The organism is Pseudohaliea rubra DSM 19751, assembly GCF_000764025.1.
Classification (GTDB): domain Bacteria; phylum Pseudomonadota; class Gammaproteobacteria; order Pseudomonadales; family Halieaceae; genus Pseudohaliea; species Pseudohaliea rubra.
In genome coordinates, this window is sequence record NZ_KN234745.1 from 89,668 (window position 1) to 103,586 (window position 13,919).

General features: G+C 64.3%; 9 protein-coding genes. 8 read left to right on the forward strand and 1 reads right to left on the reverse strand.

Going from position 1 to position 13,919, the window contains the following annotated elements:
- The first annotated feature begins 65 nt into the window (after positions 1–65).
- From HRUBRA_RS00485 to cysB, 3 genes are all read left to right on the forward strand, one after another.
- Positions 66–2,201: an acetyl-CoA hydrolase/transferase C-terminal domain-containing protein gene (locus HRUBRA_RS00485; protein ID WP_035513433.1), complete on the forward strand. Its 2,136-nt coding sequence runs from the start codon at positions 66–68 to the stop codon at positions 2,199–2,201.
- Between the two features lie 58 nt (positions 2,202–2,259).
- A complete protein-coding gene (locus HRUBRA_RS00490; RefSeq protein WP_035513435.1) occupies positions 2,260–3,165 on the forward strand; it encodes a 5'-nucleotidase in 906 nt (301 codons plus the stop codon).
- A gap of 95 nt (positions 3,166–3,260) precedes the next feature.
- Positions 3,261–4,235 (forward strand): HTH-type transcriptional regulator CysB, encoded by a 975-nt coding sequence (gene cysB, locus HRUBRA_RS00495; protein WP_035513437.1) that lies wholly within the window; start codon positions 3,261–3,263, stop codon positions 4,233–4,235.
- Here the strand turns inward: cysB and HRUBRA_RS00500 are convergent.
- Positions 4,229–5,590: an anthranilate synthase component I family protein gene (locus HRUBRA_RS00500; RefSeq protein WP_035513440.1), complete on the reverse strand. Its 1,362-nt coding sequence runs from the start codon at positions 5,588–5,590 to the stop codon at positions 4,229–4,231. The two genes, cysB and HRUBRA_RS00500, sit on opposite strands and share 7 nt — an antisense overlap.
- Positions 5,591–5,796: 206 nt before the next feature.
- Here HRUBRA_RS00500 and HRUBRA_RS00505 point away from each other — a divergent pair, with 206 nt between their 5' ends.
- From HRUBRA_RS00505 to meaB, 5 genes are read left to right on the forward strand one after another with little or no spacing between them, the layout of a single operon-like run.
- Entirely contained in the window at positions 5,797–7,527 is a 1,731-nt protein-coding gene (locus HRUBRA_RS00505) for an acyl-CoA carboxylase subunit beta (RefSeq protein ID WP_035513441.1), read from the forward strand.
- Between the two features lie 31 nt (positions 7,528–7,558).
- Positions 7,559–10,372: an ATP-binding protein gene (locus HRUBRA_RS00510; RefSeq protein WP_035513443.1), complete on the forward strand. Its 2,814-nt coding sequence runs from the start codon at positions 7,559–7,561 to the stop codon at positions 10,370–10,372.
- 9 nt (positions 10,373–10,381) lie between these two features.
- Complete coding sequence (gene mce / locus HRUBRA_RS00515) at positions 10,382–10,792, forward strand: methylmalonyl-CoA epimerase (protein WP_035513445.1); 411 nt, start codon at positions 10,382–10,384, stop codon at positions 10,790–10,792.
- 1 nt (position 10,793) lies between these two features.
- Positions 10,794–12,953 carry a methylmalonyl-CoA mutase gene (scpA, locus tag HRUBRA_RS00520; RefSeq protein ID WP_035513447.1) on the forward strand — a complete coding sequence of 720 codons (2,160 nt, stop codon included), beginning with the start codon at positions 10,794–10,796 and terminating at the stop codon, positions 12,951–12,953.
- Positions 12,954–13,913: a methylmalonyl Co-A mutase-associated GTPase MeaB gene (meaB, locus tag HRUBRA_RS00525; protein WP_035513448.1), complete on the forward strand. Its 960-nt coding sequence runs from the start codon at positions 12,954–12,956 to the stop codon at positions 13,911–13,913.
- Positions 13,914–13,919: the final 6 nt, after the last annotated feature.

The following is a 13,919-nucleotide window of genomic DNA, read 5'->3' on the forward strand; positions in this document are numbered from 1 at the left end:
GCAGCCGCCCCGGAAAGACCACTCCGGGCCTTGCATGCATAGCGATAAAAAAGGGGACACTCGCCATGACCGAGCTGCAGACTTCTCCTGATGCCTGTGTGGATGCCGCGATCGCGGCCGTAGGCAAGGACATCCGCCTTGCCGCACCGCTGGGCCTCGGCAAGCCCGTCCAGTTGCTCAATGCTTTCTACCGTCGCGCCGCGGCGGACCGCAGCCTGCGGCTGCACATCTATACGGCGCTGTCGCTGGAGGTGCCGGTCCCGAAAGATCCGGTCGAAAAGGAGCTTGCCGGACCGATCATCGAGCGACTGTTCGGCGATTACGAGGGGCTGGCCTATCTGGAGGCGCTTCGAGGCGATGGGCTGCCGGAGAACATCACGGTCAGCGAGCTGTACTTCAAAGCCGGTTCCATGAAGGGGCTGGCCAGCGCCCAGCAGCACTATATCTCGAGCAACTACACGCATATTGCCCGCGATCTCTGCGCCGCCGGAGTCAACGTCCTTCTGCAGCTCGTGGCGGCCCGGGGCAGCGGCAGCGAGCGACGCCTCAGCCTGTCGTGCAATCCCGATACCGCCATGGACCTCCTCGCGTGCCTGCGCCGGGAACGGCCGGGCAGCTACCTGAGCATTGCTCAGGTCCATCCGCAGCTGCCTTTCATGACCAACGACGCGGAGGTGTCCCCGGAGACCTTCGACCTTGTGCTCGAGAACCCGGAGCTCGATCGGCAGCTTTTTGCCGTACCCAACCCGGCGATTCCGTTGACTGACTATGCTACGGCGCTGCATGCCAGCAGCCTGGTGGTAGACGGCGGCACGCTGCAGATCGGTATCGGCGCCCTGGGCGACGCGGTGGCCCATGCGCTTCTGCTCCGGCACCAACGCAGTGCCGACTACCGTGCGGTGCTCCGTGCGCTCGGGGGCACTGCCAGCGAAGGCCGTTTTGAACAAGGGCTGTACGTCTCCACAGAGATGTTCGTGAACGGCATGCTCCGGCTTATGGAGGCGGGCATCGTACGTCGTCGCGTTTACGATAATCTCGCGCTGCAGGAAGGGCTGAATGCCGGTGTTATCACTGACACCATTGACGAGACCCTTTACGGCTACGCCCGGGATCATGGGCTGCTGCCGCGGGTGCTGGACGCCGGGGCCCTGGTTCAGGGACAGCATTGGGGGCTGCTCCCGGAGGAGCTCGCCCTGGCCGGCGAAGCGCTCTCCCTTGGCGGTGTCATGCTCGCCAACGATCTCGATGATGCCGTCACCCGGGCGCAGCTCCTCGACCGCGTCGGCGGGCGCCTGCTACGGCATGGCCGGGTTATCCACGGAGGCTTCTTCCTCGGGCCGCGGGATTTCTATGCAAAACTTTGCAAGCTGGACGACGAGGCCCGCGACGCTATCGCTATGACCAGCGTGCTGCGCACCAACCAGCTCCTCAGAGATTACCCCCTGTACTGCGCCCAGCGCCGGGATGCGCGTTTTATCAATACGGGGATGATGGTGAGCCTGAGCGGGGCGGTCACCTCCGATGCCCTTGAGGACGGGACTGTGATCAGCGGCGTGGGTGGCCAGTACAACTTCGTCGCGATGGCCCACGACCTGCCCGGCGCGCGTTCCATTCTTTGTATCCGGGCTACCCGTGGCACAGGTAAAGGCCTGTCTTCCAATATTGTTCCGCACTACGGACACACCACGATCCCCCGGCATCTCCGCGATATCATCGTCACCGAGTACGGTGTGGCGGATCTGCGCGGGCAGGAGGATGCGGAGGTCATCCGGCGGCTCATCGCCGTCGCCGACAGCCGCTTCCAGGACGAGCTGGCGCAGGCAGCCAAGGCCGCCGGCAAGCTGCCGGAGCACTACCGGGTACCTGCAGACCGACGGCACAACCTGCCTGACCGCCTCGAGCAGGCCCTGGCCGGCTACTGCCAGGGAGGGCTCCTGCCGGACTACCCCTTTGGCACGGAGCTGACGGAGGAGGAGCTTACTCTGGCGGCGAGCCTGCGCCGGATCAAAGCCCTGAGCGAGGAACCCGCACAGTTCCTGGTGCGCTGCGTCCGCGCGCTCCTGCACCACCCGCAACACGAGGAGGCCCGGCACTACCTCGAGCGTATTCACCTCGACCATCCCGAGACCAGTCGCGAATTTCTGCTCCAGCAGCTGCTGCTGCTGGACCTTGAGGAGCGGGGTTTCCTGCGCGTGGGCTGAGCGGGCGTTTCTATGCCGAGCCTTCCACGTTGATGCATGGGCGCGCTATCCTTGCCGCATGCCTGTGACTCTGGACAACAAGCTCGTCATCGCCATCTCCTCGCGGGCGCTCTTCGATCTTGGCGAGAGCCACCAGGTGTTCGAGGATCAGGGCCTTGCGGCGTACTCGGAATACCAGGTCGCCCACGAAGAGGAGCCACTGGCGCCCGGTGAGGCCTTTCCCCTGGTGGAAAAACTCCTGCGCATCAATCAGCGTCTTGAGGGAGATGCCCGGGTTGAGGTCGTGCTGCTGTCACGCAACAGTGCCGACACGGGCCTGCGGGTGTTCAACTCGATCCAGCACTACGAGCTGGCGATAAGTCGCGCAGCGTTTTGCGGTGGCGCCAGTCCCTGGCGCTACGTAAACGCCTTCGGTTGTCATCTCTTCCTGTCGACGGAGCCGGAAGATGTCCGCAACGCGCTGGAGTGCGGAGTTGCCGCCGCCACCCTTGTTTCCTCGCGCGCTGCCAGCGGCGCCGACGACCAGCTACGCTTCGCCTTTGACGGTGACGCGGTCATCTTTTCCGACGAGGCGGAGCGCGTCTTCAAGCTCGAGGGGCTCGAGGCCTTCACCGCGAGTGAACGGGCTTCGGCGCGTAAGCCTCTGGAGGGCGGGCCCTTCAAACCTTTCCTGGCGGCGCTGCACGAGCTGCAGCAGGCTTTCCCGCCGGCAGAAGCGCCGATCCGCACGGCCCTGGTCACGGCGCGCTCTGCGCCGGCGCACGAGCGGGTGATCCATACGCTCCGGGCCTGGAACATCCGCATCGACGAATCCATTTTTCTCGGTGGCCTCGATAAGGCGGATTTTCTTCGCGCCTATCAGGCCGACGTGTTCTTCGACGATCAGGAAACCTATTGCCGCTCCGCCGGTTCCCATGTGGCGACGGGGCATGTCCCGCACGGTGTTGCCAACGACCCTCGCTGAGTCTTATTACGCGAGGTGCTGGCCTGACACTCGTTTGATGGCTATTCTTTATAAAGCGGGGGCGTCCTACGCCGTTCGGTTCAGGGAGGGCTTGCGTGAAACTGCAGCAACTGCGCTACATTTGGGAGGTTGCACACCACGACCTCAACGTCTCTGCCACGGCGCAGAGCCTGTTCACTTCCCAACCCGGCATCAGCAAGCAGATCCGCCTCCTTGAAGACGAGCTGGGCGTGGAGGTCTTTGCCCGCAGCGGCAAGCACCTGACCCGTGTCACCCCCGCGGGAGAGGTCATCCTCGAGACCGCCGGCGACATTCTGCGCAAGGTCGAGAGCATCAAGCAGGTGGCGCAGGAGTTCTGCGACGAGAAGAAGGGCGCCTTGTCCATTGCCACCACGCACACGCAGGCGCGCTATGTGCTGCCACCGGTGATCCGGGGCTTCATCGAGCGCTACCCGGATGTTTCCCTGCATATGCATCAGGGCACACCGATGCAGATCGCCGAACTGGCCTCCGATGGCACCGCCGATTTCGCGATCGCCACGGAAGCCATGGAGCTTTTCGGCGACCTGGTGATGCTGCCATGCTACCGCTGGAACCGCAGCGTGATTGTTCCTCGGAATCACCCGCTGGCCCAGGGCGGTGCGCTGACCCTCGCCGACGTTGCTGCGCACCCGCTGGTGACCTACGTGTTCGGCTTTACCGGCCGCTCGCGCCTCGACGAGGCCTTCTCGGTGGCAGGGCTCACCCCCCGGGTCGTGTTCACGGCCGCCGATGCGGACGTCATCAAGACCTACGTTCGCCTCGGCCTGGGCATCGGCATTATCGCCAGTATGGCGTATGACCCGAATAACGACCAGGACCTGGTCGCCCTCGATGCCGGTCACCTTTTTGCCCCGAGCGTGACCCGAATCGCCTGCCGCAGGGGAACCTTCCTGCGTGGCTACATGTATGACTTTATTGAGGACTTTGCGCCGCACCTGACCCGCGAACTGGTGCAGGAAGCGTTTACCACCCGTAGTCGTGGCGAGCTCGATGCCCTTTTTGAGCACGTTGATCTGCCCAGCTACTGAGCCGTTGTCTCCAGCGTACGCAGGTAGCCGCCCACCTTGTCGTAAATTTCCCGATGCTCCGCCTCGCAGACGGAGTCCGCGACCACTCCGCCGCCGCCCCAGCAGTGAAGCTGCCCGTCTTCCGCGAGCAGGCTGCGGATGAGGATGCTGCTGTCCATGCGGGCAGCGTCATCGAGATAGAACAGGCTTCCGCAGTAGGCCTGACGCGGAGCCCGCTCGAGGCTATGGATGATTTCCATGGCGCGGCGTTTGGGCGCTCCGGTGATCGAGCCGCCGGGCAGGCTGTCGCGGAGTAGCGCAACGGGGGTCTGACCGGGGGCCAGTTCGCCGCGGACGGTGCTCACCAGATGGTGTACCGCTGGAAAACTACGCAGGGCGAAGAGCTCCTCGACACGGATGCTCCCCGGGCGGCAATTGCGACCGAGGTCGTTGCGCAGCAGATCGACGATCATCAGGTTTTCTGCCCGGTCCTTGTCGGATGACATCAACTCCTGAGCCGTGGCGCGATCGGCGGCGGCGTCGGCCGAGCGGGGACGGGTGCCTTTGATGGGTTCGGTGGTCACCACGCCGCGGCGAACGGCGAGGAAGCGCTCCGGCGAACGGGAGAGCAGGGCGCGCCCCGGGCCCAGGGGGAAATAGGCCCCGAAGTGCGCGCTGCCGCTTTGCTGCAGCAGGGCGTAGGCGCCGAGGGGGTTGCCGCTGAACGGCGCGCTGAAGCGTAGCGCGAGATTGACCTGGTAGCAGTCGCCGGCCCCGATGAACCTCTGCACCTGGTCGAAGGCCTCGCGGTAAGCCTCCGCATCCATGTCAGCCTCGAAGGGGGCCGCCAGTTGAAACGCTGCCGTGGGGGGCGGTGACGGGTCTCTGAGGCGCGTCAGCAGCTCTCTGCGCCAGCCTGCGGGCAGTCCTGGCCGGGCGACGAGCCAGGCTTCCCGGCGGCTCCGATCCTGCACGACTGCCCAGGGGTACTCGTTCACCACCGCCGCTGGCGTGCTTCCGGGGCCAGCGCGGCCGGTCAGCCCGTGCAGCGGCAGAGTGGCGTCATAGCCGATGAACCCGATGAGACCGCCGGCGAAGGGCAGGGCGGCCCGGGCGTCGTCCACCGGTGGCCGCGCGCCGTGCCGCGCTTCAAGCCCGGCGAAGAAGGCCGCGACGGCCGCCGCGTCCGGCGCTGCGGGCAGATGCAGACAACAATCGGCCAACGGGGCGGCGGCGATGATATCGAAGCCATGGGGGCCGCCACTGTCCAGGAGAACCGGGTCTGGGAGGTCCGCGACGCACCGGTAGTGGTGCAGGGGGTCGCTGCGGTAGGGAACCGTCTCAATGGCACCGCAAGATGTACTCACCGTCAGCATGGCCGGGATTGACCCGATGGCTGGACTGAAACTCTGGTTATCTTCATAAGCTCTTGTTTTGCATTGACTTCCCGGCCCCCGGGGGCTATCGTCTTGGCCCCGAAATCCGGGTGTCCCCGTGCCGCGCTGCGTGCCCCCTGACCGCGCGGCGTACCCCGCGGGCGCCTGCAAGTAACAATAACCCCGCAGCCACGGTGGAGCACGCCATGAGTCAAGCCAAGCAGACGCCCTACGCCAGCCTCGAGAACCCGTTCGCACCACAGGTGGAACGCACCTTCGAAGTGCCGGGGCAGATCGCTTCGGAGCCCGGACCTTACGAGGAGGCGCTGCGCGCGGGCGCAGCGCTGCAGGCCCGCCCCTTTGAAGCCGCCGGCGTTCGCAATGTGCAGCGACAGCACCTCAAAAAACGGATGACGGTCTGGGAGCGGATCAAGTTCATCGCCGACGAGTCGCCGACGGTGTTATACCAGAACTGGGGCCCGAACCTGGATGGCGCCTCGTTGGTAACGGCGCTGATTCGCGTCAGCGGCCGGGACGTCGCCATCTACGGTCATGATTTCACCGTGCGCGCCGGCTCCATGGACGCCACCAACGGCAAGAAGCTCGCCCGCCTGTTCGAGCTCGCCGCCAAGCGGCGCATTCCCCTGGTCGGTCTTAACGATTCTGCCGGCGCCTACATCCCGGCGGGTGTCGGCGGCCTCGACGGTTATGCCGACGCCTTCACTGCGCTGCGAAAGATCAGCGGCGTGGTACCCAGCATTATGTGCATGTTCGGCTTCAATGCCGGTGGTGGCTCCTATCTCCCGCGCCAAGGTAGTTTCCTCATCCAGCCCAATGACACGTTCTTCGGGCTTACCGGTCCCGGGGTCGTGAAGTCCGTGCTGGGCGAGGACGTCACGCCGGATGAACTCGGTGGCCCCGGTGTGCACAGCCAGAGCGGCGTGACCGACTTCGTTGTGCCCGATGAAGTCGCCGCGCTGCGCAAGGTACGGGAACTGCTCAAGTACCTTCCCGGCTGTAACAACGAGCTGGCCCCGCACCAGCCATCCTCGGACCCGGTGAGCCGCAAGACCTGGGATATCGATATTCTCCTGAAGAAGGCCTTCAACTCGCCGACGGGTTTCAATACGCCGATCGATATCAGCGTTCTTATCCAGCAGCTTTGCGATCACGGTGATTTTCTCGAGCTCCAGAGCGAGCGCGCCCGCAACACCATCACTGCCCTCGGCCGTATGGGCGGTCATGTGATCGGATTCGTCGCCAACAACTCCGCGGTGGCCTCGGGGCAGATCGATATCGACGCCGCCTACAAGAACGCGCGCTTTATTCGGTTCTGCAATCTGTACAACATTCCGATTATCTTCCTCGAGGACACCACGGGCTTCCTGCCCGGAAAGGAACAGGAAAGCCGCGGTATCGTCCAGGCCGGCCGTGCCATGCTCGACGCCATCGTCGATCTGCGCACGCCGCGTTTCCTGGTGCTGGTGCGCAATGCCTTCGGCGGGGCCTACGCGTCTTATAACAACTATCCCACGGGGGCCGACTTCGTCGTTGCTCTGCCCACTACGCGGGTGGCCGTCATGGGCCCCGCCGGCGTCGAGTACGTCTACAAGGATGAGTTGCGCAAACTCCGCAGCGCTGTGCCGGAGCGCCTGGCTGCGGAAACGCGTGCCCAGGAGAGCGCCGGCCTGTCGCCGGCTGAGGCAGAAGACGCTGCCCGGGCCCTGGTCGATGCCTGGGTCAAAGCCGAGGAGGCCGCGCTGGCACAGCGCTACGAGCGCGAGCTCATGAATCCTAACGAGGCACTGAGCCTCGGCTCCATCTCCCAGATCGTCATGCCCTCGGAGCTGCGCCAGGTGCTGGCGGAACACATGGACTTCTGCCTCCGTCACTACACGCCCGCGCCGCTGGCTTCCGTGCAGCGCGAATTCCACTGACCCGGCGCCCCAGCTACGATAAGGAAATCCCGTGTCCAACGAACATTATCTGCACAATCCGCTTATTCACGCCGACCGTCGCCTCGGCCGCCACCGTTCACCCTGGGTGCGCCAGTTCGACTGCACGCACATCGCGCCGCTGATTATCTGCCGGGGGCCGATCCGCAAGGAAGCCATGGACGTGTTCCGGGAAATGGGCATTACCCGTTTTGGCATTCTGCTCTCCGAGAAGGACTCGATCACTTACCAGAATGCCCTCGCTCCCGAGCTGCGTGCCATGACCGACCCGGACCGCATCCACCGCGTGCCGGATTACACGGGCGCCAACAAGGAGGAGCGGGAGCAGCGCATCCGGCAGATCATCAATATTGCCCACGACAACGGCTACAACGCCATCTTCGCCGGCTATGGTTTCATGGCGGAGGATGAGGCCATGGTTGCTGCCATGGAGGCCGCCGGTCTGAACTTTATCGGTCCCTGCTCGCGTACCGTCCACGATGCCGGCCTGAAAGACGAAGCCAAGCGCACGGCCCTCAAGGCGGGCGTCTCGGTCACGCCGGGGGTGGACAACGCCACCGCGCTCACTTTGCTCAAGAAGTGCCCGGACGCTACGGCACTGAAGGCCCTTGCGGAGGAGCATGATCTTGCACTTGATCCGGCGATTTTCGAGGCAGGCGCGCTGGAACTGCCGGACCTCGCTGACCGCGTTCTCGCCGCCTCCTACGGCAAAGGCATTGATCTCTATACCGTCGACGAACTCTGCGAGACCCTCACGGAGGTCGTAGAGCAGATGACGGCCCAATACCCGGAGAACCGCGTGCGCCTCAAGGCCATCAGCGGTGGTGGCGGCAAAGGCCAGCGCATCCTGGGCATCGGCGAAGTCGCGCGCTCTCCGGAATTGACCCGCGAGATCCTCAACGAGGTGAAAACCACCGGTGTGGGCGACAACAAGAACGTGCTGGTGGAGCTGAACATTGAAACGACCCGGCACCAGGAAATTCAGGTGCTCGGCAACGGGCAGTGGTGCATCACCCTCGGCGGGCGGGATTGCTCCCTGCAGATGCATGAGCAGAAGCTGCTCGAAGTTTCCGTGACCGATGAGAGCCTGCGCACAGCGCTCGCCCAGGCCGAGGCGGAAGACAACGCGGAAGAGATCCGTATCCTCACGCAGGAAATCCGAACCCTCGAGGAGATGGAAGACGAGGCGGCGCGCTTCGGCAAGGCCGTCGGCCTGGATTCTGTATCGACCTTCGAGTGCATCGTCGACCGGGACAAGCATTTCTTCATGGAAATGAACACGCGTATCCAGGTAGAGCACCGGGTGACGGAGCTCTGTTATGCGCTCCGCTTCACGAATCCGGAGGATCCGGCCGATTCCTTTGTGGTCGAGTCGCTGGTGGAGGCCATGGTGCTGCTTGCTGCGCACGGTCCCGCGCTGCCGCAGCCGACCCGGGAGGTGCGCCACAATGACAGCGTTGAGGCGCGCCTGAACGCCACCAACCAGGCGTTGAAACCGGCCGCCGGCGGCGTTATTGAATACTGGTCCGACGCCGTCGACGGCGAGATCCGCGACGACCAGGGCATCAGTCTGCACAACCCGGACACCGACAGCTTCATGAAGTACACGCTGGCCGGGGCCTATGACTCGAACATCGCGCTTCTGCTCACGGTAGGGGATACCCGCCTGGAAACGTACCAGCGTCTGGCCGAGACGATCCGCCAGGCGCAGATGCGCGGCAAGGAGCTGGCCACCAACCTCGAGTTCCACTACGGGTTGGTCAATTGGTTCATCGGCAACAACATCAACGCCCGGCCGACGACACGTTTTATTGTCCCGTACCTCACCGCCGTGGGTGAGCTCAGGGCCCGGGCCAACAACATCGACCTGCATCACGCCTGGGAAGGTCTGCGCCGGCACCTGCTGGCAGCGCATGAGGGCGCAGCGGCAAAGGAGCTCGCTGCTGCCCTGGATCGCAAGCAGACGCTGATTCTTCGTCCCCTGGAGCTTCTCCTTGCCCAGCCGCACATGCTCGCCGGCTGGCTCAGCATCCACCGCGACAGCTACACGATGCTCGATGGCCACAGCAGCTGGAACGGCAACCCGCTGCTGCTTCTTGACGAGACCTATCATTACCTGGACATGGACTACGATCCCGATGCCCCCGCGGCCTCGGTGGTCTGGGACCACGATCACGAGCTTCTTCAGGCGGGCCTTGCCTTCTATGGCGAGCTGCATGCTGTGCTCGGGGAGGACGACTGGCTGGCGCTCAGTTCCCGCCTGGCGGAGGAGCGCGCCCCCGACGGTATGGCGGCGGACCGCTGGGCTGCGGTCCGGGCAGCTCATCGGGGCTTCCAGGCCGGAATGGAACTGCTATCCGTGCTGCCGAGGCTCGCGGAGGCGTCCGGTTTCTTCGAGCTGTCGGTGAACGCCGACCTCAGCATCCATATCCCTGAGCGTCTTCTCGATGCCGAGCACCAGGCGGCCATGGCCAAGGTCCTTGTGCCGCCGCCGCGGGCAAAGGCTGACGAGATTCTCGCCGAAAGCGGCGGTATGTTTTACGGCCGCGAAACACCGACGCACGAGCCCTACGTCAGCGTCGGCGATCATTTTGAGGCCGGCGACCCGCTGTATATCGTCGAGGTCATGAAGATGTTCAACAAGGTATACGCGCCCTTTGCGGGCACTGTGGACGAGGTGCTGGTGGAAGAGGACGGGGTGATCATCAGCAAGGGCCAGCCGCTGTTCAAGATCACCCCCGATGAGAAAATTGTCATCGAGTCGCCGGCGGAGGTCGCAGCGCGTCGCCGGGCCGCTACCGATGAATTCCTGGCCCAGCTAGTCTGAGGAGAAGCCATGATCACTGCCCTGGACCATATCGCCATCGCCGTGCCTGACCTGGATGCGGCCATCAAACGCTTTCTGGAGGATTTCGGCCTGCCCTTCGAGGGCACCGAGGATGTCGAGGACGCGAAGACCGCGACGGCTTTTTTCCCGCTTCCCGAGACCAGCATCGAGCTGGTGCACCCGCTGCGCGGTGAGGGGCCTATCGCCCGCTACCTGGAGAAGCGCGGTGGCGGTATTCATCATTTGTGTTTCCGCTCGGACGACATCCATGCCGACGTGGCGCGACTGCGTGATAAGGGTTATCAGTTCCTGGCCGACGAACCCGCACCCGGCGCACACGGCGCCCTGACTATTTTCATCCACCCGAAGAGCTGTGACGGTGTTCTTATCGAGCTGAACCAGCCGGGCGAAGGACACTGACATGAGCAAGAAGATCTACGACCCCGAGCAGGCGACGCCTGAGGCCTGGCGCGCGCTGGCCACGAAGCAGATGAAGGGCGGCGACCCCGCGGAGCTCACCTGGCACACGCCGGAGGGTATCGACGTGAAGCCGCTGTACACCGCGGCTGACCTCGAGGGCCTCGCCTACACGGACACGATGCCCGGGTTGTCACCGTACCTGCGGGGCCCGCAGGCGACCATGTACGCCGGCCGCCCGTGGACCATCCGTCAGTACGCCGGCTTCAGTACCGCCGAGGAGTCCAACGCCTTTTACCGCAAGGCCCTTGCCGCCGGTGGCCAGGGCATCTCTGTGGCTTTTGACCTTGCGACGCACCGCGGCTATGACTCCGACCACCCCCGGGTGACCGGCGACGTTGGCAAAGCCGGTGTGGCCGTGGATTCGGTCGAGGACATGAAGGTTCTCTTCAACGGTATTCCCCTGGACAAAGTGTCGGTATCCATGACCATGAACGGTGCCGTGCTGCCGGTTCTTGCGGGCTATATCGTAGCCGCAGAGGAACAGGGCGTTTCCCAGGAGCAACTCGCCGGGACCATCCAGAACGATATCCTCAAGGAGTTCATGGTCCGCAATACCTACATCTACCCACCGGCGCCGAGCATGAAGATCATCGGCGATATCATTGCCTACTGCTCGCGGCACATGCCGCGCTTTAACACGATCTCCATCTCCGGCTACCACATCCAGGAAGCCGGCGCCGATGCGGCCCTCGAACTGGCCTATACACTCGCCGACGGCAAGGAGTACATCCGCACGGCGCTCGCGGCGGGCCTGCATATCGACGACTTCGCGCCGCGCCTGTCCTTTTTCTGGGGCATCGGCATGAACTTCTACCTGGAAATCGCCAAGTTGCGTGCGGCGCGGCTGCTCTGGGCGAAAATCGTGTCCGAGTTCGAGCCCGAGAACCCGAAAAGCGCCATGTTGCGCACCCACAGCCAGACCAGTGGCTGGTCGCTCACGGAGCAGGATCCCTATAGCAATGTGGTGCGCACCACCATCGAGGCGATGGCGGCGGTATTCGGCGGCACCCAGTCTCTGCATACGAATGCTCTCGACGAGGCCATCGCACTGCCGTCGGAGTTCGCCGCACGCATTGCCCGCAACACTCAGCTCATCATCCAGGAAGAGACCCACATTACCGATGTTGTGGACCCCTGGGGCGGCAGCTATTTCATGGAGAAGCTTACCCAGGACATGGCAGATCGGGCCTGGGAGCTCATCGAGGAAGTGGAGGCGGCCGGCGGCATGGCCAAGGCCATCGAGAGCGGTATGCCCAAGTTGCGCATTGAGGAAGCGGCAGCGCGCAAGCAGGCACGCATTGATCGGGGCGACGACGTCATCGTCGGGGTAAACAAATACCGTTCCGGTAACGACGATGCGGTGGAGGTCCTGGAAATCGAGACGGAGGCCGTGCGCAAGGCGCAGCTCGCCCGCCTCGAGAAGCTGCGCAGTGAGCGCGACGAGCAGGCAATCGAGGACATCCTCGAACAGCTTTATCAAGCCGCTGTCTCTGGGGAAGGTAATCTTCTGGAGCTGTCTATCGAGGCGACCCGGCGCCGCGCCACCGTAGGCGAGATATCCTTTGCCCTGGAGCGTGAGTTCGGTCGTTATACGGCTCATGCGCAGACCGTGTCCGGGGTTTACGGGTCCGCCTTCAAGGAAGACGGCGACTGGCAGGAGATCGCCGGCGACATTGAGGCTTTTGTCGAGCGCCACGGGCGGCGGCCGCGCATGCTGGTTTGCAAAATGGGCCAGGATGGCCACGACCGTGGTGCGAAAGTAGTGGCCACGGCCTTCGCGGACGTCGGCTTCGATATCGATCTGTCGCCCATGTTCTCCACCCCGGAGGAGGTTGCCCGGCAGGCGGTCGAAAACGACGTGCACGTGGTCGGTGCCTCTTCCCTGGCCGCCGGCCACAAGACCCTGGTGCCGGCTCTCCTTGAGGAACTGCGCAAGCAGGGCGCCGGGGAGATCGTGGTCATTGCCGGCGGGGTCATCCCGCGCGGTGACTACGACATGCTGCGCGAGGCCGGTGTCAAATGCATCTTCGGCCCCGGGACGCCCATCCCCAAAGCCGCTCGCGAAGTGCTCACGGCCATCAACGACGCTGTTTGCGACTGAATGGCGGCCGTCGATGTCGAGGCGCTGAAGCGCGGCGAGCGCCGGGCCCTGGCCAAGGCGATCACCCTGGTAGAAAGCCGCCTCCCGGCACATCGGGATGCGGCCCAGGGTCTCCTCGAGAGCGTACTGCCGGCCACTGGCAACAGCGTCCGCGTTGGTATTACCGGCGTGCCGGGGGTTGGCAAGTCGACCTTCATCGAGGCCTTTGGCCTTCACCTCATCGGCAAGGGCAAGCGCGTGGCCGTCCTCGCCGTGGACCCGAGCTCACCGCTGGGCGGCGGTTCTATCCTGGGCGACAAGACGCGCATGGAACAGCTCTCCCGCCGGGACGAGGCCTTCATCCGGCCTTCGCCCTCGGAAGGCACGCTCGGCGGCGTGGCCCAGAAAACCCGCGAGACCATGCTGCTCTGCGAGGCCGCCGGCTACGACGTGATTCTTGTCGAGACCGTGGGCGTCGGCCAGTCCGAATATCAGGTTGCGGCCATGGTCGACTTCTTCATGGTGCTTATGCTCCCGGGCGGTGGTGATGAACTGCAGGGAATCAAGAAGGGCATTCTCGAACTCGCCGACGCGTTGGTGATCAACAAGGCCGACGGCGCCAGTGAAGAGCTCGCGCGACAGTCCCGTCAGCACTACGTTAACGCTATGGGGCTGCTTCGCCACACCACTTTCTGGACGCCGCGGGTGATGACCTGCTCGGCGCTGAAGGGGCTGCATATCGATGCGGTCTGGGGCATGGTTGTGGATTATTACCTGGAAGCAAAGAAGCTCGGGGCCTTCGATGCCCGCCGCGCGCGCCAGTATCGGGACTGGATGCACCAGCTCGTGCGCGAGATGCTCCTCGCCCGCCTGCAGGCGCAGCCTGAACTGAAGGGCCTGCTACCCCGGCTGGAGGCCGACGTCGAGGCCCAGCGTACGACGCCCTACAATGCTGCCCGGCAGATCGTCGAGCTCGTCTGAGGCGTC